Annotated in this window: 27 protein-coding genes; 18 read left to right on the top strand and 9 right to left on the bottom strand. The window is 65.3% G+C overall.

Annotated elements, in window-relative coordinates; translation table 11 throughout:
• The first annotated feature begins 23 nt into the window (after positions 1-23).
• From IAG41_RS21800 to IAG41_RS21785, 4 genes are all read left to right on the top strand, one after another.
• Entirely contained in the window at positions 24-665 is a 642-nt protein-coding gene (locus IAG41_RS21800) for a PepSY-associated TM helix domain-containing protein (RefSeq protein WP_187730806.1), read from the top strand.
• Between the two features lie 13 nt (positions 666-678).
• Positions 679-1,203: a DUF2271 domain-containing protein gene (locus IAG41_RS21795; protein ID WP_187730805.1), complete on the top strand. Its 525-nt coding sequence runs from the start codon at positions 679-681 to the stop codon at positions 1,201-1,203.
• 16 nt (positions 1,204-1,219) lie between these two features.
• Positions 1,220-2,101, top strand: coding sequence for a DUF4198 domain-containing protein (locus IAG41_RS21790; protein ID WP_187730804.1), 882 nt, complete (start codon positions 1,220-1,222; stop codon positions 2,099-2,101).
• A gap of 98 nt (positions 2,102-2,199) precedes the next feature.
• Positions 2,200-3,093, top strand: a complete 894-nt coding sequence (locus IAG41_RS21785; RefSeq protein ID WP_187730803.1) for an FAD:protein FMN transferase — start codon at positions 2,200-2,202, stop codon at positions 3,091-3,093.
• A gap of 126 nt (positions 3,094-3,219) precedes the next feature.
• Here IAG41_RS21785 and IAG41_RS21780 read toward each other — a convergent pair whose 3' ends face one another.
• The 5 genes from IAG41_RS21780 to cobT all read right to left on the bottom strand — a co-directional run bounded on the left by IAG41_RS21780 (position 3,220) and on the right by cobT (position 9,481).
• Positions 3,220-3,903 carry a Fe2+-dependent dioxygenase gene (locus tag IAG41_RS21780; RefSeq protein WP_187730802.1) on the bottom strand — a complete coding sequence of 228 codons (684 nt, stop codon included), beginning with the start codon at positions 3,901-3,903 and terminating at the stop codon, positions 3,220-3,222.
• A complete protein-coding gene (locus IAG41_RS21775; RefSeq protein ID WP_316251204.1) occupies positions 3,903-4,502 on the bottom strand; it encodes a tetratricopeptide repeat protein in 600 nt (199 codons plus the stop codon). Before IAG41_RS21775 ends, IAG41_RS21780 begins: the two co-directional genes overlap by 1 nt.
• A 101-nt stretch (positions 4,503-4,603) precedes the next feature.
• Positions 4,604-7,159 carry a TonB-dependent receptor gene (locus IAG41_RS21770; protein WP_187730801.1) on the bottom strand — a complete coding sequence of 852 codons (2,556 nt, stop codon included), beginning with the start codon at positions 7,157-7,159 and terminating at the stop codon, positions 4,604-4,606.
• A gap of 250 nt (positions 7,160-7,409) precedes the next feature.
• Complete coding sequence (locus IAG41_RS21765; protein ID WP_187730800.1) at positions 7,410-7,658, bottom strand: ribbon-helix-helix domain-containing protein; 249 nt, start codon at positions 7,656-7,658, stop codon at positions 7,410-7,412.
• On the bottom strand, positions 7,655-9,481 hold the full coding sequence (cobT, locus tag IAG41_RS21760; RefSeq protein WP_187730799.1) for a cobaltochelatase subunit CobT: 1,827 nt from the start codon (positions 9,479-9,481) through the stop codon (positions 7,655-7,657). The genes IAG41_RS21765 and cobT overlap by 4 nt, the downstream gene beginning before the upstream one ends.
• A gap of 315 nt (positions 9,482-9,796) precedes the next feature.
• Here cobT and IAG41_RS23385 point away from each other — a divergent pair, with 315 nt between their 5' ends.
• The gene (locus IAG41_RS23385; RefSeq protein ID WP_262408824.1) at positions 9,797-10,501 is read left to right on the top strand and encodes a PEPxxWA-CTERM sorting domain-containing protein; all 705 of its coding nucleotides are present in this window, start codon (positions 9,797-9,799) and stop codon (positions 10,499-10,501) included.
• Positions 10,502-10,809: 308 nt separating this feature from the next.
• Positions 10,810-11,403 (top strand): PEPxxWA-CTERM sorting domain-containing protein, encoded by a 594-nt coding sequence (locus IAG41_RS21750; RefSeq protein WP_187730798.1) that lies wholly within the window; start codon positions 10,810-10,812, stop codon positions 11,401-11,403.
• A gap of 59 nt (positions 11,404-11,462) precedes the next feature.
• Here the strand turns inward: IAG41_RS21750 and cobS are convergent, their stop codons facing one another.
• Together cobS and IAG41_RS21740 are read right to left on the bottom strand one after the other, a co-directional pair.
• Positions 11,463-12,467, bottom strand: a complete 1,005-nt coding sequence (cobS, locus tag IAG41_RS21745; RefSeq protein ID WP_187730797.1) for a cobaltochelatase subunit CobS — start codon at positions 12,465-12,467, stop codon at positions 11,463-11,465.
• A gap of 77 nt (positions 12,468-12,544) precedes the next feature.
• Entirely contained in the window at positions 12,545-13,159 is a 615-nt protein-coding gene (locus IAG41_RS21740) for a winged helix-turn-helix transcriptional regulator (protein ID WP_262408823.1), read from the bottom strand.
• Positions 13,160-13,318: 159 nt separating this feature from the next.
• Here IAG41_RS21740 and IAG41_RS21735 point away from each other — a divergent pair, with 159 nt between their 5' ends.
• From IAG41_RS21735 to IAG41_RS21700, 8 genes are read left to right on the top strand one after another with little or no spacing between them, the layout of a single operon-like run.
• Entirely contained in the window at positions 13,319-14,011 is a 693-nt protein-coding gene (locus tag IAG41_RS21735) for a DUF899 family protein (protein ID WP_187730795.1), read from the top strand.
• Positions 14,012-14,032: 21 nt separating this feature from the next.
• Positions 14,033-14,473: a VOC family protein gene (locus IAG41_RS21730; protein ID WP_187730794.1), complete on the top strand. Its 441-nt coding sequence runs from the start codon at positions 14,033-14,035 to the stop codon at positions 14,471-14,473.
• A gap of 12 nt (positions 14,474-14,485) precedes the next feature.
• The gene (locus IAG41_RS21725) at positions 14,486-14,716 is read left to right on the top strand and encodes a DUF4287 domain-containing protein (protein ID WP_187730793.1); all 231 of its coding nucleotides are present in this window, start codon (positions 14,486-14,488) and stop codon (positions 14,714-14,716) included.
• Between the two features lie 26 nt (positions 14,717-14,742).
• Positions 14,743-15,234 (top strand): VOC family protein, encoded by a 492-nt coding sequence (locus IAG41_RS21720; protein ID WP_187730792.1) that lies wholly within the window; start codon positions 14,743-14,745, stop codon positions 15,232-15,234.
• 17 nt (positions 15,235-15,251) lie between these two features.
• The gene (locus IAG41_RS21715) at positions 15,252-15,905 is read left to right on the top strand and encodes a glutathione S-transferase family protein (protein ID WP_187730791.1); all 654 of its coding nucleotides are present in this window, start codon (positions 15,252-15,254) and stop codon (positions 15,903-15,905) included.
• A 22-nt stretch (positions 15,906-15,927) separates the two neighbouring features.
• Positions 15,928-16,290: a DUF1428 domain-containing protein gene (locus IAG41_RS21710; RefSeq protein WP_187730790.1), complete on the top strand. Its 363-nt coding sequence runs from the start codon at positions 15,928-15,930 to the stop codon at positions 16,288-16,290.
• A 28-nt stretch (positions 16,291-16,318) separates the two neighbouring features.
• Entirely contained in the window at positions 16,319-17,101 is a 783-nt protein-coding gene (locus IAG41_RS21705) for a VOC family protein (protein ID WP_187730789.1), read from the top strand.
• 5 nt (positions 17,102-17,106) lie between these two features.
• Entirely contained in the window at positions 17,107-17,745 is a 639-nt protein-coding gene (locus IAG41_RS21700) for a glutathione S-transferase family protein (protein ID WP_187730788.1), read from the top strand.
• A gap of 7 nt (positions 17,746-17,752) precedes the next feature.
• Here the strand turns inward: IAG41_RS21700 and IAG41_RS21695 are convergent, their stop codons facing one another.
• Positions 17,753-18,370, bottom strand: coding sequence for a J domain-containing protein (locus tag IAG41_RS21695; RefSeq protein WP_316251203.1), 618 nt, complete (start codon positions 18,368-18,370; stop codon positions 17,753-17,755).
• 35 nt (positions 18,371-18,405) lie between these two features.
• On the opposite strand from IAG41_RS21695, the gene IAG41_RS21690 reads away from it, so the two are divergent.
• The 4 genes from IAG41_RS21690 (at position 18,406) to IAG41_RS21675 (ending at position 22,240) form a co-directional block, all read left to right on the top strand.
• Positions 18,406-18,690 (top strand): BolA family protein, encoded by a 285-nt coding sequence (locus tag IAG41_RS21690; RefSeq protein ID WP_187730787.1) that lies wholly within the window; start codon positions 18,406-18,408, stop codon positions 18,688-18,690.
• Between the two features lies 1 nt (position 18,691).
• On the top strand, positions 18,692-19,399 hold the full coding sequence (locus tag IAG41_RS21685; RefSeq protein WP_187730786.1) for a glutathione S-transferase: 708 nt from the start codon (positions 18,692-18,694) through the stop codon (positions 19,397-19,399).
• Positions 19,400-19,481: 82 nt separating this feature from the next.
• Positions 19,482-20,381 carry a pirin family protein gene (locus IAG41_RS21680; RefSeq protein ID WP_187730785.1) on the top strand — a complete coding sequence of 300 codons (900 nt, stop codon included), beginning with the start codon at positions 19,482-19,484 and terminating at the stop codon, positions 20,379-20,381.
• A gap of 959 nt (positions 20,382-21,340) precedes the next feature.
• Positions 21,341-22,240 (top strand): alpha/beta fold hydrolase, encoded by a 900-nt coding sequence (locus tag IAG41_RS21675; protein WP_187730784.1) that lies wholly within the window; start codon positions 21,341-21,343, stop codon positions 22,238-22,240.
• Here the strand turns inward: IAG41_RS21675 and IAG41_RS21670 are convergent.
• Positions 22,237-22,617 carry a DUF6157 family protein gene (locus IAG41_RS21670; RefSeq protein ID WP_187730783.1) on the bottom strand — a complete coding sequence of 127 codons (381 nt, stop codon included), beginning with the start codon at positions 22,615-22,617 and terminating at the stop codon, positions 22,237-22,239. The genes IAG41_RS21675 and IAG41_RS21670 overlap by 4 nt on opposite strands.

Here is a 22,617-nt window from a genome sequence, read left to right as displayed (position 1 = left end):
TCGTCCGAGACAGTCCCATCCCCATGCACGGCACCGTCCCTCCGGCTACCCGAAAGCGCAGCCGGAAGAGCTTCTGGCTGAAGCAGCTGCATACCTGGCACTGGATGAGCTCAGCGATCAGCCTGATCGGACTGCTGCTGTTCGCGATCACTGGTTTCACGCTCAATCATGCCGCCGATATCGAGGCCGCGCCGAAATCAGTCGAGCGCGCCACCCAGCTCCCGGCCCCGCTGCTCGCGCAGGTGAAGCCCGACGACAAGCCCGACAGCAAGAGACCTTTCCCCGACCCGGTCGCGAAGTTCATCGAATCCAAGCTGCCGATGACGGCCGATGGCGTCGCCGAATGGTCCGCCGACGAGATCTACCTGGCCAAGCCCCGACCGGGCGGTGACGGTTGGATCTCGATCGACCGCGAGACCGGCGCCGTCACCAGCGAGACCAGCTCGCGCGGCTGGATCGCGTACCTCAACGACCTCCACAAGGGCCGCAACGCCGGCGCCGTGTGGAAGTGGTTCCTCGACGTCTTCGTGCTCGCCTGCATCATCTTCTCGCTGACCGGGCTCGTGCTGCTCTGGATGCATTCGAAACACCGCAAGAGCACCTGGCCGATCGTCGCGATGGGCCTCGTCATCCCGGCGCTCATCGCAATTTTCCTGATCCATTGAGAATGAGGTCGACATGCAGTTTCGCCTGACTGGATTGACCGCCGCCGCGATCGGCGCCGGCAGCCTGTTCCCCGCCACTGCGGTTGCACAGACGCTCGACCTGTCGGTCGACATCCCCAAGCTGAGCGTCGCTGAATATCATCGCCCCTATGTCGCGGTGTGGCTCGAGAAAGAGGGCGTCGCCCCCCGCACGATCGCGGTTTGGTACGCCGTCAACAAGGCCAAGGGCGAAGGTACCAAATGGCTGCGCGACGTGCGCCAATGGTGGCGCGCCTCGGGCCGGACGATGAGCTTCCCGGCCGACGGGATCAGCGGCGCTACCCGCGCGCCGGGCCCGCAGAAGCTGCGCCTCGTCGCCGGCCGCGGCGGCATGCCCGCGCTGACCCCGGGCAATTACACCCTGGTAGTCGAGGCCGCCCGCGAAGTCGGCGGCCGCGAGGTCGTGCGCCTGCCCTTCGCCTGGAACGGCAGCGTCGCCTCCGGCTCGGCGAAGGGCGCCAGCGAACTCGGCGCTGTTTCCTTCAATCTCAAGCGCTGATCCGGGAGATCGAGTGATGAACCTACGCAAGCCGCTGATCGCCATCGCCGCCGTCGCGGCGATCGCCGCTCCCGCCGCGCTCGCCCACCGCATGTGGATGCTGCCCTCCTCGACCACCGTCTCGGGCACCGACAATTGGGTGACCGTCGATGCCGCGGTGTCGAACGACCTGTTCTTCTTCGATCACCAGCCGCTGCGCATCGTGCCGGTGGTGACCCAGCCCGATGGCAGCCAGGGCCAGGTCGAGAACCATAATGTCGGCAAGTTCCGCGCGACCTTCGACGTGCACCTGACCCAGCAGGGCACCTATCGCATCGCCGTGATCAACGAGGGCGTGTTCGGCAGCTACAAGCTGAGCGGCGAGACCAGGATGATCCCGCGCGGCACCACCAAGGCGACGCTCGCCGCAGCCATCCCCGCGGGCGCGACCGATGTCGTCACCTCGGAGAACATGACCCGCAACGAGATCTTCGTGACCCAGGGCGCACCGACCAGCACGGTGTTCAAAACCAGCGGCAAGGGCATCGAGCTGGTCCCCGTCACCCATCCGAACGACCTGGTCGCGGGCGAGGCGGCAACCTTCCAGTTTCTGCTCGACGGCAAGCCGGCGGCGGGCATGTTCGTCACGGTCGTGCCGGGCGGTAACCGCTACCGCGACACGCTCAATCAGATGGATCTCAAGACCGATGCCCAGGGCAAGGTCGCGATCACCTGGCCCACCCCCGGCATGTACTGGCTGAACGTCACGCCGACCGCGCCGCGTCCCGAGGGCGAAGGCCAGGGCGGCCAGCGTCAGATGGGTGCGCAGGGCGGCGAAGGCGCGCCCCGCGCCATGCCCGCCGGCCCGCAACAGCGCCGCGTGAGCTACGTCACCACGCTTGAGGTTCTCGCGCCCTGAGTGCCGAGCCGCGGATCGCCATTCCGGCCACTCTCGCGCCGGCGGCCTTTTACCGCCGGCGCGAAGGCGCGCCCATCGCTAAGCTCCGCGGCGAGACGATGGGAACGAGCTGGTCGGCGCATATCGTCGATGCGCCCAGGCGGCTGCGCCGTGATATCAACAGCGTGCTCGCCCGCATCGTCGACGAGATGAGCCACTGGGAGCCGGACTCCGATATCGACCGCTTCAACCGCAGCATCGTCGGACGCTGGCAACCGTTGCCGCCGCAATTCGTGCAGGTGCTGTCGGCCGCGCTCGACATCGCCGAGGCCAGCGGCGGCGCATTCGATCCCGCGATAGGGCTGCTCGCCGATATCTGGGGTTTCGGCCCTGCCGGCGCGCGCCAGGACGTTCCGGGCGCCTATGCGATCGCCGAGGCGCTTGCGGTTTCCGGCCGCCAGCATATCGAGTTTGATCCGTCGATGCGGCGCGCACGGCGTCTCGCCGCCGCCCAGCTCGATTTCTCCGGAATCGCCAAGGGCTTTGCCGTCGATGCCATGGCCGAACGCCTGCTCGGCGTAGGGCTGACCGATTTCCTGGTCGAGATTGGTGGCGAGCTGCGCGGCGAAGGCATCAAACCCGACGGCCAGCCCTGGTGGGTCGATCTGGAAGCGATCCCCGGCGCGGGCCTCGCCCCGATCCGCGTCGCGCTCCACGGTCTCGCGGTCGCCACCTCAGGCGACTATCGCCGCGCCTTCACGCATCAGGGCAAGACCTTTGCCCACACCCTCGACCCGCGCACGGGTCGCCCGCTGGCGAACGGAGTCGCCTCGGTCACCGTCCTCCACGCGCAGGCGATGTACGCCGATGCCTGGGCTACCGCGCTGACAGTGCTGGGTTCGGAAAGCATGGAACTGGCGGAGCGGGAAGGGCTGGCGGCGCACATGGTCGTACGCGAAGGGACACACTTCACGGAGCGCCTCTCATCCGCTTTGCAGACGATGCTGGCCTAACCTCTTCCGTCACCCCGGCCGAAGTGCCGGGGTCCACTCATCCGCGCACGAGCCGCTAGAGGCTCCAACAACTCGCCCAAGCGCCCAATGGACCCCGGCACTTCGGTCGGGGTGACGAGAAAGCTCTCAGGCGTCAGCCCATTTCCGGAGCAGATTGTGGTAGACGCCGGTCAACTCCACCACCTGCGCATGCCCCTGCCCCAGCTCGCCCGCCAGCCGCTGCGTCGCCTGGTCGAGATCGAACAATATCCGCCGCGCGCCATCGTCGCGGACCATCGACTGGATCCAGAAGAAGCTCGCCACCCGCCGCCCGCGCGTCACCGGCGTCACAAGGTGTAGGCTGGAGGAAGGGTAGAGCATCGCATGCCCCGCCGGCAGCTTGACCGATTGCTCGCCGAACTGCCCCTCGATCCGCAGCTCGCCGCCGTCATAGGCGTCTGGATCCTCGAGGAAGACCGTCATCGACAGGTCGGACCGGATGCGGAAATCGCTGCCCCGCTGGATGCGCACCGCATTGTCGACATGCGCGCCGAAGGCCTGCCCGCCGGCATAGCGGTTGAACAGGGGCGGAAACACCTTGAGCGGCAGCGCCGCAGCGACGAACAAGGGCGACTGCGCCAGTGCATCGAGGATCATCGCCCCGGCCTGGACATGCGCCGCGCCGCCCTCGGGCAATTGCTCATTATTCTTGGCCAGCGCCGATTGCGCACCCGAGGTAACATTGCCGTCCACCCATTCGGCGGCATCGATGATCCCGCGCAGCCGCGCGACCTGGTCGGCGGAAAGCAGGTCGGGGATTGCGATCAACATCAGGCCACCTTCATCGCATCGCGCAGGTCGGGCCAGGGCGAGGCCGCGAGGAACGCCCGTGCCTTGCCGACAAAGGCCGGCGTCGCCGTCTCCGCGCAGCGCGCGAGCCATTCGCGCGCCTCGTCCAGCCGTCCAGCCTCCGCCAGCATCCGGGCATGGTTGAAGGCGCCGCGAAAATCGCCGCCCTCGGCGGCTCTCGCATAGCATATCGCCGCCCTGGCCATGTCCTTCGGCACCACCCAGCCATCCTCGTGGAAGCTGCCGATATAGTTGGTGGCCTTGGCATTGCCCATCGCCGCCGCCTTCTCGAACCAGGCGAGCGCCGCCGCCTTGTCCTCGGTCAATCCATCGCCCAGCGCCAGCGCGGTCGCGTAATTGTACATGCCCCATTCGAGCCCGCGCTCTGCGGCGATGCGGAAACATTCGGCCGCACGCGCCTTGTCGATGGCGATGCCCCAGCCGAGATCGTAGCAGCGCCCGACCATGTTGAGCGCCATCAGATGGCCCTGCGCCGCCGCCTTGTTGAACCAGCCGAAACCGGTCCGCGCATCGCCCGCATCGAGCAGCATCTGGCCGTACACCGCCTGCGCTTCCGCCACGCCGGCCTCGGCGCCGTCGCGAATCAGCGCCGCCCGCGCGTCCGGCGAACCGGACAGGCGGGCGGCGATTTCGTCGGCCGAAAGCGAGTCGATCGACTGGTTCAGAACTTCACTCCGACAGTCGCGAAGGCCGAGCGGCCCGGCGCGATCGAGGCATAATGGGAGCTATAGACCTGGGTGAAATAGGTCTCGTTGGTCAAATTGTTCACGTTGACGCTCAGGTCGATATTGTCTGTGACCTTGTAGCTCATCCGGGCATCGAAGCGCCAATAGCCCGGAATGGTGCGCGAAAGCACCTTGGTCGCCGGATTGACCGTCGCCACGCCCGCCGCGTTCTGCGTCGCACTGCGATTGTCGGCATAGCCGCCGAACTGGCGCCCCGAATAGAAGGCGCCGCCGCCGAAGCTCAGCCGCTCGATCGGCTTGACGTCGGCCCAGAGCGTGAAGCTGTCCTTGGCGGTCTGGGTCGCCTGGCGCCCGGTGGTGACCGACTGGACGAGCACCGTCTTGGCCGGCTGGATGGTCGCGCCGCCGACTACCACTGCGGGCGCGGTTAGCGCCGTGAAGCCGCCATCGACGATCTTGGGATCGAGGTGCGTGTAGCCGCCGAACACCGTCAGCCATTTGGTGATGTTGCCGTTGAACGTCGCCTCGATGCCGCGGATGCGACGGCTGCCGATGAATTCGATATTGCCGTCCGGGCCGGTGGTGCGGGCATTGTCGGTATCGGTCTGGAACGCGGCCACGCTCAGCGCGAGCTGTTCGTCGAACAGGTTGGCCTTGGCGCCGACTTCGTACGACTTGGTCTTCTCGACCTTGAGGCTGTCGAGCAGCGCCAGCGCTGCCGCGGTGTTGGTGGTGCCGAGGCTGTTCGGTTCCTGGCCTTCGCCGAGCAGGCTGTTCGGCGGCGTCGCCGCGGTCGCATAGCTGGCATAGAGGCTGGTGTTCGCGGTCGGCTTGAACACCAGGCCCGCCTGCCAGTTGATCAGGTCGTCGGTGCGCTCGAGGCTGAAGCTCGTCGTTGCGGGCGCCACGATCGGTGGCGTCACCTTCGACTTGAAGTGATCGTAGCGCAGCCCGAGGTTCAGGATCAGCGACGGCATCAGCGTGATCGAGTCGAAGCCATAGACCGACATGGTCTCCGCCTCGTTCTGCGTCTCGCTGCTCGGCAGACCCTTCACGATCGGCGTCTGCACCGTCGAGGTGTCGCTGGAATAATTGACCCAGGGATCGTTCGGGTTCGGATTGAACAGGCTCGTGCAGTAATAGCGTGCGATCGTCGCGGCGTTGCAGCGCGGGCTGACAGTCGATCCGCTCGCCGATACGAACGCGCCGCGGCGCGCCTTCTCGAAGCTGAATTCCGCACCCACTGCGAAGCTATGCTTCACCGATCCGGTGTCGAACGTGCCATACAGGTCGGTCTGGTTGGTCAGCGCGTCGGTATAGCCGTAACGCGTGTTGCCGCGGCGCCAGACATAGCCGCCGGTCAGCACGTCGCCGCGCGTGCCGGCTGGGCCGGTCGTCGGGTTGGTCGCGGCGGTGCCATAGACGTTGCCCTGGCTGTCGTCGGGCAGCAGGAAGATATAGCTCTGGTCGTTGCGCGTGAAGCGCGAGGTGTTGCGCAGCGTGACCGTGCCGAAATCATGCTCGACCCGCATCGTGACCTGGTTGGTCGTGGCGTCGCGGAAGTCGCGACTTTTCAGGCCGTAGAAGGTGTCGCGGCTCACATGCCCCTTGGTGCCGCCGGCCGTGGTGATGTCGCCCAGCGCCGGCGTGGTCCAGATCTCGCCGGTGCCGGGCGCGTTGCCGATCGTGTAGAGGAACGGGATGCCGCTGTCGGGCAGCTCATGGCTTTCGAGATAATAATAAGAGAGCGTCAGCCGCGTGTCGGTGCCGAGCCCTAAGGTCAGCGACGGCGCCACGCCCCAGCGGCGCGCCCAGATCGCGTCGCGCTCGGCAAAGTCCTGATCGTGCCACATCGCCGCGACGCGGAAACCGATCGTGTCGGTCAGCTTGCGATTCACGTCGAGCGTGACGCGCTTGTAATCGTCAGTGCCATAGCTGCCGGTCGCCCGGATGAAGTCCGTCTCCTGCGGGAGCTTGGAGATGATGTTGATCGAGCCGCCGGCGCTGCCGCGCCCGCCCAGCGTCGAATCCGAGCCGCGGACGATCTGGACCTGCTCGGTGGCGAACACCTCGCGGGTCTGTGCGGCGACGTCGCGGACGCCGTCGACGAAAGTGCTGCCCTGGCTGTCGAAGCCGCGGATGAACGGACGGTCGCCGATCGGGTTGCCGCCTTCGGCCGCGCCGAAGGTGATGCCCGGCACCGTGCGCAGCGCATCGGCGAGCGAGGCCGAGCCGGTCTGCTCGATCACCTGGGCCGGAAGCACCACCACCGAACGCGGCGTGTTGACAACCCTGGCGGTTGCCTTGGGGCCCTGGAGTTCCTCCCCGCGTTCGCCGGTGACGATGATCTGCTCGTTGCGGTCCTGCGCGGTGCGGTCCTGGGCAGCCTTGTCGTCGTCCGAGGCATCGGCTGGAGCAGTATCGGGCCCTGCGGCATGCGCGATCGGCGCCGAGGCGATGAAGCCCACGCAAGCCAGCGCAAGGAAAGCAGGCGCGCGCCCGGGCTGGGCGGCGGTGGAAGAACGCTTCACGATAATCCCCTTATGGTGTCGTTTCGCGTCCAGCTATTGCGAGGCGTTCGCAGAGTCAACGCTAATGCGAACGGTTTGCAAAAAATCGGTCAAGCGCGGGGGGTCGCGCGCCTCTTGGTGTGGCGCTTGCAATGTAGGATTTGGCCTGCGACGCCGTCCGGCCTCTTTCTCAATGTGGACGTCGCTTGCATCGCCGAAAGCGACATTTTCGCCGACAGGTCCGTTACCTTCATTACCTTTGCGCCGCTGGTCAGCCCCGGCTGCGCTCCGCCATCAGCCAGATTCGGATCGCACTGGCGAGGTTGGGCGGATTTTCCGCACTGATCCGCGCATGGTCGATCGCCGCGATCAGCGCGTTGAGCGGCAGCGCGCGTTCGGCCGCCGCCGCCTCCAGCGCCTCCCAGAAGATCGGTTCGAGGCCGATCGAGGTCTGGTGCCCCGCGATCGTCACCGATCGCTTGAGGACGGGCCGGAAGCCGCCGGGCGGCGGCGCGATCATTCGGTGTCGAACAGCGCGGCGAGCTGCTCGACCATCGTGCCGGCAAGCTGATCGGCGTCCATGATGGTGACGGCACGCGCATAATAGCGCGTCACGTCATGGCCGATGCCGATCGCGACGAGCTCGACCGGCGAGCGCGTCTCGATCCAGCCGATCACCTGGCGCAGATGCCGCTCCAGATAGGAGCCCGAGTTCACCGAAAGCGTCGAATCGTCAACCGGCGCGCCGTCGGAGATCACCATCAGGATTTTGCGGTCCTCGGGTCGTGCGATCAGCCGCTGATGCGCCCAGAGCAGCGCCTCGCCGTCGATATTCTCCTTGAGTAGCCCCTCGCGCATCATCAGCCCGAGCGACTTCTTGGCGCGGCGCCATGGCTCGTCGGCCTGTTTGTAAACGATGTGACGGACGTCGTTGAGCCGGCCCGGCTGCGCGGGGCGCCCGTCCGTCAACCATTTCTCGCGCGACTGCCCGCCCTTCCAGGCGCGCGTGGTGAAACCCAATATCTCGGTCTTGACGCCGACACGCTCCAGCGTGCGCGCCAATATGTCGGCGCTGATCGCCGCGATCGAGATCGGCCGCCCGCGCATCGATCCCGAATTGTCGATCAGCAACGTCACCACGGTATCGCGGAAATCGGTGTCGCGCTCGACCTTGTAGCTCAAGGACAGCATCGGATTGACCACCACCCGCGCCAGCCGTGCGGCGTCGAGGATGCCTTCCTCCTGGTCGAAGTCCCAGCTGCGGTTCTGCTGCGCCATCAGCCGCCGCTGCAGCCGGTTGGCGAGCTTGGTCACCACGCCCTGCAGATGGACAAGCTGCTGGTCGAGATAGGAGCGCAGTCGGTCGAGCTCCTCGGCGTCGCACAAATCGGTCGCCGCGACGACCTCATCGAACTGGGTGGTGAACGGCCTGTACTCGAACTGCGGCGGCAGGTCGCTCCACGGGCGGTTCGGGCGGACGGGCATCATGCCGTCCTCGCCTTCGTCGCCGGGCTCGCCGTCGCCATCGTCCATCGAGTCGGACGCCTGCTGCTCGCCGTCCTCGCCCTGGTCGGACTCGCGCTGCTCGCCGCGCGCCTCGGTCTGACCTTCCCCCTGCTGCGACTCGCTGTCGCCCTCGTCCTCGCCGGACTCGTCCTGGTCCTCGGTGCCTTCGTCGTCGCCGCCGTTCTCGTCGCTCTCGTCGGGCAGCAACTCGCCCTCGACCAACTCCAGATCCTGGAGCAGTCGCGTGGTGAGCGTGGCAAAGGCCTTCTGGTCGTCAATCGCCATCGACAGCGCATCGAGATCGGCGCCGGCGCGCTCCTCGATCCAGTCGCGGACCAGCGCCAGGCCCATCGCGGCGGCGGCGGGCGATTCGCGGCCGGTCAGCCGCTCGCGCACCATCAGCCCCAACGCGGTCGAAAGCGGCACCTCGTCGCGGTTGCGCGCCCGCGCGATCGGGTCCGATCGCAGCTTCAACCCGAGCGCATGGTCGAGATTGTCGGCGATGCCGGCATAGCCGCGCGATCCAAGCGCCTCGACCCGCGCCGTCTCGACCGCGTCGAATACCGCGCGCGCCACCGCCTCCTTGGGCGCGCCGCGCAAATGCAGAGCATTGTCGTGGTGTCGCATGCGGAGCGCGAAGCTGTCGGCAAAGCCGCGCGCCTCGGCCACCTGATCGGCGGGCATCGTGCGCGACGGCATCGGCACCCGGATCTGCCGCCCGGACTGGACCGGCGCATCCGAGGTGAAGCTCAGTTCCGCTTCCGCGTCACCCGAAAGCGCGCGGGCGGCGCCGCCCAACACATTGCGCAAGCGTTCGATGGGAGTGTCCTGCACCATGATTCCTGCATGGGCAGCGGCTCGCGGATGTCAAGGATATCGCCCTATTGGCCCTGCGCGACTCGGGATTTAAGCTTGCAACCCCCGTCATGTTCAAAGTGGATCATTTCGGAACACGGATGGCACGGGAAACATACGAGACACAAAATCTTACCTGCATCCTGTTGAAAATGCGCACTTATTCAACTTGGTCGCATCGTCTGCACTTTCGTCGCAAGTCGTGCCGGGAATGACTAATTTTCGGTAAATTCAAGGAAATAACAAGGGTCGTGAACACGTCCGGCGCATCCGCGCCCTTGAGGGGAATTATCCATAATGATCAAGCATCTCGCGCTCGCCGCGGCACTTCTCGCGCCGCTTCCGGCGCTGGCCCAGGAGTCCGTCACCAATGGCGATTTCGAAGCCGGCAACACCGGCTTCACCAGCGAATATTCCTATGTCGGCGCTCCGGGGCCGAATGCGCTCTATGCCGAGTCGACCTACACGGTCGGGACCAACTCGGCCGACTATCACAACCTCTGGGCCAGCGTGCTCGGCCATGGTGGTTCGGGCAATTTCCTGATCGCCAACGGCGTCGCCAACGGCAATGCCGCCGCGTTCAACGTGTTCTCGCAGCAGCTCACCGGCCTCGCCGTCGGCCAGACCTATCTGTTCAGCGCTTGGGCGACGAACACCTGCTGCAATGCCGATTTCACCGGCACCAACGGCTCGCCGTTCCTGGTCTCGGTCAACGGCTCGCAGCCGCTGCCCAACTCGATCCTGATCGCCTCGACCACCGTCGATACGAGCCAGACCGGCGTGTGGACGCAGTTCAGCGGCAGCTTCGTCGCGACCGCGTCGTCGATGAATCTGTCGATCTACAACAGCACGCCGGAAGCATCGGGCAACGACTTCGGCCTCGACGACATTTCGGTCGTCGCGGTTCCGGAGCCTGCTGCCTGGGGCATGATGATCGGCGGCTTCGGCCTGGCCGGCCTGGCGATGCGCCGCCGCGTGCGGACGACCGTCCGTTACGCCTAATCGAGAATTCGGAACAACAGATGGGCGATTCTTCGGGGTCGCCCATCTCGTTTTGCATCTCGGCAAGAACACTGCCGGCCGTGAAATAATTTTGTAGCCGAACATCCGCGATTCTGTAGCAATATTGTCAAATATTATCCTGTGTCATTTCTATAACGTCATGGGTTATTTCTAACACTTGTCCGACAACAATGGTTAATTTATTGACCATATCGCGACTGCGAAATGTGATTCGCGCGCCAATAGCCTGATAAGTCGCAAACTACCGATCTAAGTCGTTGCACCATTTCGCAATTAGGGGATCAAAGATGCGCAAGTTCATCATTACGGCGCTGCTCGCCAGCAGCGCGTTCGTCGCAACCTCGGCTCAGGCCCAGGTCACCTATTATACCGACCAGGCTGCCTTTCTGGCCGCACTGGGCGGCACCGCGGTTACTGAGGGCTTCGAGGACACTACCCTCGTCCCCGGCCTCACCTTTGTCTCGACCGTCGGCTCGATCGGCGGCGGCCTGTTCAACGATCAGCTTGCTCCGTCCTCGCAGACCACCACCTTCTCGTTCGGCGGCGCGATCAACGCGTTCGGCGGCTTCTGGGATCTGACCCCGGGCGGCGCCGGTGTCGGCATCACCTTCACGCCGGCGCCCGGCAGCACGCTCACCGTGGAACTACCGCGCACCTATAGCGGCCAGTTCTGGGGCTTCATCACCACCAACAACTTCTCGTCGCTGCTGCTGACCGCTGGCACCCAGGCGAACGGCGTCGAGACCTATAATCTCGACAACCTCACCTTCGGCACGGGCGCCGCGGTTCCCGAGCCTGCAGCCTGGGGCATGATGATCGGCGGCTTCGGCCTGGCCGGCATGGCGATGCGCCGCCGCGTGCGCACCGTCACCTTCGCCTGAACCTTTCGGGATTTGGAAACGATCGGGGCGGCACCTGCGGTGCCGCTCCTTTCTTTTCTTCAGGCCTTGGTGACGACGCTCTCGGGCAGGTCCTTACCGAACACCCGCTGGTAATATTCAGCCACCTGCGCTCGCTCGGCCTCGTCGCACTTGTTGAGGAACGACAGACGGAACGCGAAGCCGACATCCTTGAAGATCAACGCATTCTGCGCCCAGGTGATGACGGTACGCGGGCTCATTACGGTCGAGATGTCGCCGTTGATGAAACCGCGGCGGGTCAGGTCCGCGACGCGGACCATGTTCTCGACCGTCTCCTTGCCGTTCGGGCTGTCATACTCGCCAGACTTGGCGAGCACGATCTGCGCCTCGACCGCGGCGGGCAGATAGTTGAGTGTCACCACCACGTTCCAGCGGTCCATCTGGCCCTGGTTGATCTGCTGGGTGCCGTGATAGAGGCCGCTGGTGTCGCCCAGGCCCACCGTATTGGCGGTGGAGAACAGGCGGAACCAGGGGTTCGGCCTGATCACGCGGTTCTGGTCGAGCAAGGTCAGCTTGCCTTCGGTCTCGAGCACGCGCTGGATCACGAACATGACGTCGGGCCGTCCTGCGTCATATTCGTCGAAGACGAGCGCGGTCGGGGTTTGTAGCGCCCAGGGGAGCAGGCCTTCGCGGAATTCGGTGACCTGCTGGCCGTCCTTGAGCACGATCGCGTCGCGGCCGATCAGGTCGATGCGGCTGATGTGCGCGTCGAGATTAATGCGGATGCACGGCCAGTTGAGCCGTGCCGCGACCTGCTCGATATGCGTCGACTTGCCGGTGCCGTGATAGCCCTGCACCATCACCCGACGATTATAGGCGAAGCCCGCCAAGATCGCGAGCGTGGTGTCCGCATCGAACACATAGGCTGGATCGAGATCGGGCACGCGCTCGTCCGCCTCGCTGAACGCGGGGCATTCCATGTCGGTGTCGAGCCCGAACAGTTCGCGCACCTTGACCGTACGGTCGGGCGCGTCGAGAATCGTGGTTTCCCGGCTGTCGGGCTGGGTGTTGGGGATATCGGCCATAATCAATCCGGTCGCATCAAAATGAGTCGGCACCCGACTAGGCGCTGAGCCGCTGCGTCGCAACACGCGATGCGCGATCAGCCCCCGAACGTCGGAAGCGCGAACAGATCGACGAAACGCTGGCCGAGCGACATATCTCCCGAGACCGCGACCTTGCCCAGTCGCTGGGATTCGGCAAGCGAATCCCGGCCATAGAAGACCGAGGCGAGCGGCGAAGGCTGGCCGATAAGGACCAGGTCGGCGCCATCAGGATCGACGCGGTCGATCTCCAGCATCCCCTCGACGATCCTAGCGCGAAAAGGCTCGCCACCGACGCGGAAGCCCAGGTCGACCGACGGCATCGTCCGCGCGCCCTCCCGGTTCATCATCGTGCGCAGCGAGAGCATGAAGGCGGTGTTGCTGAGCGGCAGCGTCGTATCGTGCGCCGGCGAACCCGCTGCCCAGCGGCTCAGCGCGAAGATCGGCTCCTCCGCCGCCTGCCCCCATTTCGTCAGCCCATAGACCTGGGCATTCGAAGGGGACGGCAACTGGCGCCGCTCGAGGATGCCGGCCTTCTCCAAGCCCTCCAGCCTTTGGGTGAGGATGTTGGCGCTAAGGCCGACCAGCGCGCCGCGGATCTCGCCGAAACGACGCGGCCCAAGCAGCAATTCACGGATGATGAGCAGCGCCCAGCGCTCGCCCACCAGATCCATCGCCAGCGCCGTCCCGCAGGCATCCTGATACCAGCGGCGCGACTTTCCGAAATCAGAGTTAGTTATTTTTTGTGACTCCATGGTTGCTTTTTGTAACTCGACGGGGCATCAAGATCAAGAAAGCGATTCGCAAGTCGCTCCAACCGGAGGTTTAATCCGATGGCACTGGTACCTGCAGGAGAGCTGGCCGCCCGCGAGATCGCGCGCTGGCCCAATGAGAGCCCAGAATATCGCGAAGCGCGCACCGCGCTGCTCGCCGAGGAGATCGAACTCCGCCGCCACCTTGAGCGCGTCGCCGAGCAGCGCCGCGCGCTCCCGCCTGGGCCGCTGGTAGACGGCGACTATCGCTTCGCCGGCGAGAACGGCCCGACCTCTTTCGCCGAGCTGTTCGGCGACAAGGATACGCTTGTCGTCTACACTTATATGTTCGGCCCGCAGCGCGAGCGGCCCTGCCCGATGTGCACCTCGCTGCTTTCGGCCTGGGACGGAGAAGTGCTCGATCTGCAGCAGCGTGTGGCGTTTGCGGTTACTGCGCGGTCTCCGATCGAGAAGCTCGTCGCCTTCAAGAAGGAGCGCGGCTGGCAGCATATTCCGCTCTATTCGGACACGGATCAGGCGTTCAGCCGCGATTATCACGCGCTCGCCGACGATGGCGGCGACATCCCGCAATTCATGGTCTTCACCCGGCGGGATGGGACGATCCGGCTTTTCTGGGGCGGCGAGATGGGCGAAGCGAGCGCCGATCCCGGCCAGGATCCACGCGGCGCACCCGATCTGATGCCGCTTTGGACGATTCTCGATTCCACGCCCGAGGGACGCGGCGCAGACTGGTACCCGTCCCTCACCTACTGATCGCAATCAAGGAGAGAAACCATGCCGCAGATGATCTTCGTCAACCTGCCCGTCAAAGACGTCGCCAAGTCGACGGCATTCTACGAGGCGATCGGCTGCACCAAGGACGAACGGTTCAGCAACGAGCACGCGTCGGCGATGCAGCTGAGCGACACGATCGTGTTCATGATCCTGTCGCACGATTTCTTTAAGGGCTTCACTCCGAAGCCTATCGCCGATGCCCATGCGACGACCGAGGTGCTGATCTGCATCTCGCGCGACGGCCGCGCAGAGGTCGATGCGATCGTCGAGAAGGCGGCGGCTGCGGGCGGCAAGGCAGACATCCGGGAGAAGCAGGACATGGGCTTCATGTACGGCCGCAGCTTCGAGGATCCGGACGGCCATATCTTCGAGCCGATGTACATGGACGTCGATGCCGCGATGGCGGCGTTCGCCGACGACAGTCAGCATGTCTCCGCTTGAGGAGGAACTACCGTGTCGTTCCAGGCTTATCTCACCAATATCGAGGCGAAGACCGGCAAGAGCCCTGCCGATTTCCGCGCCTATGCCACCGCCAAGGACTGGCTCGCCGGGGGCAGCCTGCGTCCGGACGTGAAGGCCGGCACGATCGTCGCCGCCCTGAAGCAGGAATTCGAGCTCGGCCATGGCCATGCAATGGCGATCGTCGCGCTGCTGAAAGGCATCAAGAAGGAAGGCGACGCCTGATCGTCGCACAATCGAGGAGAGTTTCGATGCAGAAGATCACCCCTGTCCTCTGGTTCAACATGAACGCCGAGGAAGCCGCGAATTTCTATGTCTCGCTGTTGCCCGACAGCCATGTCGACAACATCATCCGCGCGCCAGCGGATAATCCGAGCGGCGAGGAAGGCTATGCGATGCTCGTAGATTTCACGCTCGCCGGTCAAAAATATGCCGGGCTCAACGGCGGTCCGCACTTCACTCCGAACGAGGCGGTGTCGTTCCAGATCGTCACCGAGGACCAGGAAGAGACGGACCGACTGTGGAACGCGATCGTCAGCAATGGCGGCGCCGAGAGCATGTGCGGCTGGTGCAAGGATAAATGGGGCTTCAGCTGGCAGATCTCGCCACGCCTGCTGCTCGAACTCCTGACCGACAGCGATGCCGGCCGCTCCAAGCGCGGGTTCGAGGCGATGATGACCATGAAAAAGATCGACATCGCCGCGATCGAAGCCGCCGCCGACGGCGTTCCCGCCCACACCTGAACCGGAGCGCACCTGAGATGAGCATCACCGTCAGTGCCTATAACTGGGTGCCAGAATTTGCCCGCGGGCTGGTCCGCGACCTCCGCGTGCGGTGGGCGCTGGAAGAGGCAGGACGCGATTATTCCGTGCGCCTGCTCGACGCCCGTACCGCACGTCCCGCGGACTATCTGGAGGAACAGCCCTTCGGCCAGGTGCCGAGCTATTCCGACGACGAGGTACGCATGTTCGAGAGCGGCGCGATCCTGCTGCATATCGGCGAGACCTGCGAAACGCTGGTACCGCACGATACCGAGGGTCGCGCCCGCGCAACCAGCTGGGTGTTCGCCGCGCTCAACAGCATCGAGCCGTTCGTCCAGCAACTCGCTGCGCTAGACCTGTTCTACGCAAAGGAGGACTGGGCCAAGGCACAGCGCCCGAAGGTCGAGGAAATGGTTCGCAAGCGGCTGGGCCAGCTCGCCGAGGCGCTGGGCGACAAGGAGTGGCTCGAAGACCGCTTCACCGCCGGCGACCTGATGATGGTCACGGTGCTGCGCAATTTGCGCCAGACCGACATCCTGGCCGACTATCCGAACCTCGCCGCCTACAAGGCGCGCGGCGAAGCCCGGCCGGCCTTTGGCCGGGCGCTCGATGCGCAGATGAGCGCGTTCGAGGATCTGGCCCCCGCGGCCTGAACCAACACGAAGGAGAGAGACGATGGCGTATCTGGATGGATTCGTAGTGGCCGTGCCCGAGGGCAACAAGGAAGCCTATCGCGAGATGGCGGCCAAGGCCTCCAAGGTCTTCGTGGAATATGGCGCGATCCGCGTGATGGAAGGCTGGGGCAATGACGTGCCCAAGGGCGAGAACACCGATTTCTACAAGGCGACCAAGGCCGAGGACGGCGAGGTCGCGGTGTTCTCGTGGATCATCTGGCCTTCCAAGGAAGCCCGTGACACGGGCTGGGAAAAGGTCATGGCCGACGAGCGGATGAAGCCCGATTTCGCCAACATGCCGTTCGACGGTAAGCGCATGTTCTGGGGCGGGTTCGAGCCGATCGTCGACGAAGGCCAGGGCTGAAGCCCTTCCGCATCCAAGGAGAGACATCATGCCGAACCCGCACGGAAGCTTCATCTGGTACGAACTGCTGACCAAGGACCCCAAGGCCGCCAAGGCCTTCTACGATGATGTCGTCGGCTGGAACATCGATGCGGAACGGCCGTCGGACGACATGGATTACCGCATGATCGTCGCGCCGGATGGCAATGTCGGTGGCGTTATGGGCCTCAATGCCGATATGCTCGCGAATGGCGCACAGCCAGTGTGGCTTGGCTATTTCGGCGTCGACGACGTCGATGCTTCGGTCGCCTCGATCGTCGCAGCCGGCGGCCAAGTGCACCTCCCCGCGTTCGACATTCCCGATGTCGGGCGCATCGCGATGGTCACCGATCCGCAGGGCGTGCCCTTCTATGTTATGCGCGGAGCGAGCCCAGAATCGAGCACCGCCTATCAGCGTCGGGGCATGGGCCATGTCAGCTGGAACGAGCTGCTGACCCCCGACGACGCGGCGGCGCTGGCCTTTTACGACAAGCAGTTCAACATCAAGAAGATCGGCGCGATGCCGATGGGCGAGATGGGCGATTACAGCTTCATTGCGCACGGCAACGACCCGCAGATCGGCGCCGTGATGAAGACTCCGCCGGGCGCCAAGTCCGGCTGGGGCTTCTATTTCCGCGTGCCCGACATCAACGCCGCCAAGGCGAAAATCGAGGCCGCCGGCGGCACGGTCCGCCAGGGGCCAATGGAAGTGCCGGGGGGCGAATGGGTGCTGAACGCCACCGATCCCGAAGGCGTCACCTTCGGCCTGGTCGCACCCGGCAACGAGGGCTGAGGCGGGTGACAGCCACCATCACGGCCTTCGAGCGGTCGCCCGATGGCGGCAAGGGACTGGCGCGCGACACGCGGGTGCGCTGGGCGCTTGAGGAAGCGGGCCAGCCCTATTCGGTCCGGCTCGTTTCCTTCGACGCGATGAAGGAAGCCGCGCATCTGGCGCTGCATCCGTTCGGCCAGATCCCGACCTATGAGGAAGGCGATCTCTCCCTGTTCGAGACGGGGGCGATCGTCTTCCACATTGCCGAGCGGCATGCTGGCCTGCTGCCCGACGATGCCGATGCGCGGGCGCGGGCGATCACCTGGATCTTCGCCGCGATCAACACTGTCGAGCCTCCCATCCTCGAGCTCACCACTGCCAAGTTCGTTGAGGGCAACAAGCCCTGGGCCGAGGAGCGCCTGCCCCTGGTCATGGATCGCATCCGCGACCGGCTGAAGCAGCTCTCCGCGCGCCTCGGCACTGCCGACTGGCTCGACGGCGCGTTCAGCGCGGGCGACCTGATGATGGTGTCGGTGCTACTCCGGGTGAAGCCGTCGGGCGTCCTGGCCGAATATCCGAACCTCGCCGCCTATGTCGCCCGCGGCGAGGCGCGCCCCGCCTACCAGCGGGCTTTCGCTGCGCAACTGGCGGTCAATACACGCTGAGCGACGTTCAGGCGAAGGCCGGCGAGCTCCTGAGCTGCTGGTACGCCTCGATCACGCGCTGGAGCCGGGCTTCATGGCTGCGATCGCCACCATTGCGGTCGGGATGATAGCGGCGGACCAGCTCGGAATAGCGTTTCCGCAGCGCCATGCGATCGGCATCGACTTCGAGCTCGAGCGTCTTGAGCGCGTCGCGATCCTTGCCCGAGAGCGGCTTGCCGTCCTGGCGCCCGGCCTCCTGCTTCATCCGGTCGCGGAAGCGCGCCCCGATCGCGTCGAGCGGATCGGAGAAATCGGCCCAGCGCGGCGGGCGGTCCGCGCCGCCGGTGGTGTTGAAGGCGCGCGTCTCGCGCTCCCAGCCGGCGAGCGGGCGCTGGGCGTCGTGGATCTCGTCGGGGCTCATCCCCGCGAAGAAGTTGTAGCCCGAATTGAAGGCGCGGACATGATCGAGGCACAGCCAGCGGAACTGTGGCGGGCCGTCGCCGGTGAAGCCGGTGCCCTCCAGCGGCGGCGCGCGGAATTCCCCGGCCTCGGCGCAGCCGGGTTCGGCGCACTTACGCCCCTCCGCCTCCACGCGACCGTGGAAACGGGCATTTGGACGATCCTTCTTGGGTTGACTGCTGGCCACGCGACTCTCTCGAACAATCGCCCTATATAGTCGCGATGACCGACCTCGCCACCGGCCCGCTGGCCGATCTGATCGCCGCCCGCCTCACCGCCGCGCTCGCCCCGACGCAGCTCGATGTCAGCAACGACAGCGCGCAGCATCGCGGCCATATGGGCGACGACGGCACGGGCGAATCGCACTTCACCGTCACGATCGAGAGCGCGGCCTTTGCCGGCGTTTCGCGCGTTGAGCGCCAGCGATTGGTGAACCGCGCGCTCGCCGATCTGCTCGCCGAGCGCATCCACGCGCTTGCGATCAAGGCCCGCGCGCCGGGAGAATGAGATGGCGTACGACCTCTGGTATTGGAGCGGGATCCAGGGCCGGGGCGAGTTCATAAGGCTGCCGCTGGAGGCGGCCGACATCGCCTATCGCGACCGCGCCCGGGAGGAAGGCGACGACGCGCTGATGGCCGACATGGACGCGCGCGTACCGCGCCGGCCCTTCGCCCCACCCTATCTGGTGACGGGCGACCGGGTGATCGCGCAGGTGGCCGAGATCCTGTTGTTCCTCGGCGAGCATGAGGGGCTCGGCCCCTCGGACGAGGCCGACCGGCTGTGGCTCCACCAGGTGGAGCTCACCATCTCCGACTTCATCGCCGAGGTGCACCAGGTTCATCATCCGGTGGGTCTCGGCCTCTATTACGAGGACCAGAAGCCGGAAGCGGCGCGCTTCGCCGAAGAGTTTCGCGAGGAGCGCATGCCCAAGTTCCTGCGCTATTTCGAGGATGCAGCCAGCGCGAACCCGGGCACCTGGCTGGTCGGCGAGCGCTGGAGCTATGGCGATACCAGCCTGTTCCAAATCGTCGAGGGGCTGCGCTACATGTTCCCCCGGCGGATGGGTGCGATCGAGCGAGATTATCCGGGCGTCCGCGCGATCCACGCCGCGGTGGCGAAGCTGCCCGGCATCCGCGCCTATCTCGCCAGCGACCGCCGCATCGCGTTCAACACCCAGGGCATCTTCCGCCACTATCCCGAGCTCGATGCGGAATAGGTCCGTTTCCCGAAACCACCCCATAGAATGATTGTCCGGGCCTCCACCGGCGCGCTATTCCGGATGCGAACGGAGAAGCCCCATGCGCGAAGACCTGGTGATCCAGACGATCGAACCGACCACCCATGACCTGGGCGGGTTCAAGGTGCACCGCACCTTGCCCTCGCGTCCCCGGACGATGGTGGGACCCTTCATCTTCTTCGACCAGATGGGCCCGGCGCATCTGGAGGTCGGCACCGGCATTGACGTGCGCCCGCATCCGCACATCAACCTGGCGACGGTCACCTATCTCTTCGCCGGCGCGATCGACCATCGCGACTCGATCGGCACCTTCGCTACGATCGAGCCGGGCGCGGTGAACCTGATGACCGCCGGGCGCGGCATCGTCCATTCGGAGCGCTCGCCGGCCGCCGAGCGCGCGAAGGGTCCTGAGCTTTCGGGCATCCAGACCTGGATCGCGCTGCCCGAGGCGATCGAGGAGAGCGATCCGGCATTCGAGCATGTCGGCGCCGCCGACCTGCCGGTGCTCGAGGCGCATGGCGCGACCGCGCGGGTGATCATGGGCGATCTGTGGGGCCTCTCGGCGCCGACCACCACCTACGCCCAGACCATCTATGCCGATATCGCGCTGACACCGGGCGGATCGATCCCGATCGATCCGAGCGCCGACGAGCGCGCGCTCTACGTCGCGATGGGCGAGGCGAGCCTGGACGGGATGCCGCTGCTGCCGATGACAATCTATATCCTGCGCCCCGGCATCCACGCGACTTTGCGCTCGGATCGCGGCGCCCGGGTAATGCTGTGCGGTGGCGAGGCCTTCACCACGCCGCGGCATGTGTGGTGGAACTTCGTCTCGTCGAGCCGCGACCGAATCAACCAGGCCAAGGAAGACTGGACGGCGGGCAATTTCCCCAAGGTGCCCGGCGACGACAAGGAATGGATTCCGATCCCCGAAGTTCCCAGGACGGTGAGCTATCCGTGAGGGCGGCGGGGGGTCGGCCGGTCTAAGTTGACAAAACTGACACCTGCAATGTCAAAAAGCCTGGTGGTGCGATCGGAGGCGACCGTAGCGATCCGACGATGAGAAAGAGCCGGCGCAAGGGTTGCAGGCGAAATCCTACATTGTCAGCGGTTTGCACGGATGGATCGAATGGCAGCTAGCGCCCCAATCTCCGCCGACCAAGCCGCCTCGACTGAATTCCAATTGCGGACGTTCATACTGGTGCATAGGCATGCCACATGCGTGCGAATTTCCAGACGGTTTTCGACCTAACGTCGCAAACCGACCTAATTCATCCGGCCTACTGGATCATCGGGATCTTCGTCGCTGCTGGCATCCTCCTCGCCGTTCTGGCGTGGTTGGCAGTCCGGCACCGTTGGCGTTGGCGTCGTTCACTCCCGATCTTCGCGGCCTTATGGACTGTCATCTGCACATACATAATCGTCGCCGACATTCGGGACACGGCTGCCATACGGAGCGCAGTAGAACGTAGTGAAATTCAAAAAGTAGAAGGCTGTTTAGATTACTTCCGTCCCGGTACTCCGTACGGGACAAAGACAACCGCAGGCAACGAGGAATGGAGCGTAAATGGCCTCGTGTTCAGCTATGGAGCGGGAGAGGTCCGGCCTGCCTTTCACCTAGTCTCGACTGCTGGAGGTGGAGTCCGAGCGGACTCACGAGTGCGAGTTGGCTTCGTCCTGAGCCCCGAGTACGGCCGGCGTGAGATTATCAAGCTTGAGCTTGCGTCTCGGGCCTGCCCAGCGGCGCGTTTAGTTAAACCCCTTGCGCAGCCGTAAAGCCATCTCCGCTTTTCTCCATTGTGGGCTGGAAGCGGACTGACTGCTTCCCACCCAATTGCAGACATTCCCATTTTCGAGCCCAGGCCCTAATCCTCGCTACAGAACCAGCCCCGGCAAGCGCGGGGCGAAGGGAGATGGGGAATGTCGGACTTCGAACTTCAGCGGATTCCCCTGCCCACCGGCGTCGAGCTCGACGTCGCGATTGCCGGAAGCCCAGCCAATCCCGCGATCATCCTGCTCCACGGCTTTCCGGAATCGCACCGCACCTGGCGGCACCAGATCCCGGCACTGGCCCGCGACCATTATGTGATCGCGCCCGATCAGCGCGGGTTCGCGCGGTCGTCCAAGCCCGAGGGGGTCGAGAATTACGCGCCGGCCAGGCCGGTCGCGGATCTGCTCGCGCTTGCCGATCATATCGGCGTCGGGCGGTTCACCCTGGTCGGCCATGACTGGGGCGGGGCGATCGCCTGGATGGCGGCGCTGCAGAACCCCGATCGGATTTCGCGGCTGGTCATCGTCAACGCGCCGCATCCGCTCGTCTTCCAGCGCTCGCTGTTCGACGATGCCGAGCAGCGCGCGGCGAGCCAATATATCCGCGCCTTCCGCAACCCCGATATCGACCGGCATATCGCCGCGCTCGGCGTGGAGGGGTTTTTCGACACGACCTTCGTGCGACACGCCGACCCGGCGCTGCTCGCGCCCGAACGCGCCGCCTATATCGACGAATGGAGCCAGCCGGGCGCGATGACGGCGATGCTCAACTGGTACCGCGCGAGCGCGATCCAGGTGCCGGCGATCGACGAAAACCCGGAGCGCCCGGCCTGGCTCGACGCGCCCTTTCCGCCGATCACGCAGCCGACGCTGGTGATCTGGGGCATGCAGGACAAGGCGCTGCTGCCGAGCCAACTCGACGGGCTGGATGCGCTGGTGACGGACCTGACAATCGTCCGCGTCGAGGATGGCGGGCATTTCGTGCCCTGGGACAAGCCCGAGGCGGTGACGGCCGCGATGCGGGAGTGGCTGGCCGCGCGGGGCGGCTAGGCTCGCTTGCTCCGCATGCCCGGCGTCTTGGCGACGGTGGGGTCGTCGAGCATGCGCCGATAGACGTCGCTTTCGATGCCGACCAACGCGATCCGGCCTTCGCCATCATGATGCACGCCCCAGCCGAACTGCTTGACCAGCGGCGAGGCTCGCAGGCAGGCCTGGGGCCTGGCGAAGAACTCCTCGCGGCTCTGATCCCCGCCGCGCGCACGATGAGTTTCGAAGAGCAGGTCGTCGCTCGTCATCGCATAGGGTTGGGCGAGCAGGCCATATTCGACCGCCGCAATCGTGCCGTGCTTCTCGGGAATCGTGCCCGTGGCAACCGGGCAATCCGCCGATACGGTGACCAAGGTATCGCGATAGTTGGTCGAGTGCAT

The organism is Sphingomonas sp. JC676 (genome assembly GCF_014489075.1).
Taxonomy (GTDB): domain Bacteria; phylum Pseudomonadota; class Alphaproteobacteria; order Sphingomonadales; family Sphingomonadaceae; genus Sphingomonas.
This window is presented reverse-complemented; position numbering and strand designations above follow the sequence as displayed.

Excerpts from the sequence above, each read along its gene's own strand:
- IAG41_RS21675 (WP_187730784.1), top strand. The coding sequence starts at position 21,341 with ATGTCGGACTTCGAACTTCAGCGGATTCCCCTGCCCACCGGCGTCGAG.
- IAG41_RS21780 (WP_187730802.1), bottom strand. The coding sequence starts at position 3,903 with ATGTTGATCGCAATCCCCGACCTGCTTTCCGCCGACCAGGTCGCGCGG.
- IAG41_RS21750 (WP_187730798.1), top strand. The coding sequence starts at position 10,810 with ATGCGCAAGTTCATCATTACGGCGCTGCTCGCCAGCAGCGCGTTCGTC.
- cobS (WP_187730797.1), bottom strand. The coding sequence starts at position 12,467 with ATGGCCGATATCCCCAACACCCAGCCCGACAGCCGGGAAACCACGATT.
- IAG41_RS21685 (WP_187730786.1), top strand. The coding sequence starts at position 18,692 with ATGGCGTACGACCTCTGGTATTGGAGCGGGATCCAGGGCCGGGGCGAG.
- IAG41_RS23385 (WP_262408824.1), top strand. The coding sequence starts at position 9,797 with ATGATCAAGCATCTCGCGCTCGCCGCGGCACTTCTCGCGCCGCTTCCG.
- IAG41_RS21735 (WP_187730795.1), top strand. The coding sequence starts at position 13,319 with ATGGCACTGGTACCTGCAGGAGAGCTGGCCGCCCGCGAGATCGCGCGC.
- IAG41_RS21690 (WP_187730787.1), top strand. The coding sequence starts at position 18,406 with ATGACCGACCTCGCCACCGGCCCGCTGGCCGATCTGATCGCCGCCCGC.
- IAG41_RS21795 (WP_187730805.1), top strand. The coding sequence starts at position 679 with ATGCAGTTTCGCCTGACTGGATTGACCGCCGCCGCGATCGGCGCCGGC.
- IAG41_RS21720 (WP_187730792.1), top strand. The coding sequence starts at position 14,743 with ATGCAGAAGATCACCCCTGTCCTCTGGTTCAACATGAACGCCGAGGAA.
- IAG41_RS21680 (WP_187730785.1), top strand. The coding sequence starts at position 19,482 with ATGCGCGAAGACCTGGTGATCCAGACGATCGAACCGACCACCCATGAC.
- IAG41_RS21705 (WP_187730789.1), top strand. The coding sequence starts at position 16,319 with ATGCCGAACCCGCACGGAAGCTTCATCTGGTACGAACTGCTGACCAAG.
- IAG41_RS21730 (WP_187730794.1), top strand. The coding sequence starts at position 14,033 with ATGCCGCAGATGATCTTCGTCAACCTGCCCGTCAAAGACGTCGCCAAG.
- IAG41_RS21785 (WP_187730803.1), top strand. The coding sequence starts at position 2,200 with ATGGGAACGAGCTGGTCGGCGCATATCGTCGATGCGCCCAGGCGGCTG.
- cobT (WP_187730799.1), bottom strand. The coding sequence starts at position 9,481 with ATGGTGCAGGACACTCCCATCGAACGCTTGCGCAATGTGTTGGGCGGC.
- IAG41_RS21670 (WP_187730783.1), bottom strand. The coding sequence starts at position 22,617 with ATGCACTCGACCAACTATCGCGATACCTTGGTCACCGTATCGGCGGAT.
- IAG41_RS21790 (WP_187730804.1), top strand. The coding sequence starts at position 1,220 with ATGAACCTACGCAAGCCGCTGATCGCCATCGCCGCCGTCGCGGCGATC.
- IAG41_RS21765 (WP_187730800.1), bottom strand. The coding sequence starts at position 7,658 with ATGATCGCGCCGCCGCCCGGCGGCTTCCGGCCCGTCCTCAAGCGATCG.
- IAG41_RS21800 (WP_187730806.1), top strand. The coding sequence starts at position 24 with ATGCACGGCACCGTCCCTCCGGCTACCCGAAAGCGCAGCCGGAAGAGC.
- IAG41_RS21740 (WP_262408823.1), bottom strand. The coding sequence starts at position 13,159 with ATGGATCTGGTGGGCGAGCGCTGGGCGCTGCTCATCATCCGTGAATTG.
- IAG41_RS21710 (WP_187730790.1), top strand. The coding sequence starts at position 15,928 with ATGGCGTATCTGGATGGATTCGTAGTGGCCGTGCCCGAGGGCAACAAG.
- IAG41_RS21715 (WP_187730791.1), top strand. The coding sequence starts at position 15,252 with ATGAGCATCACCGTCAGTGCCTATAACTGGGTGCCAGAATTTGCCCGC.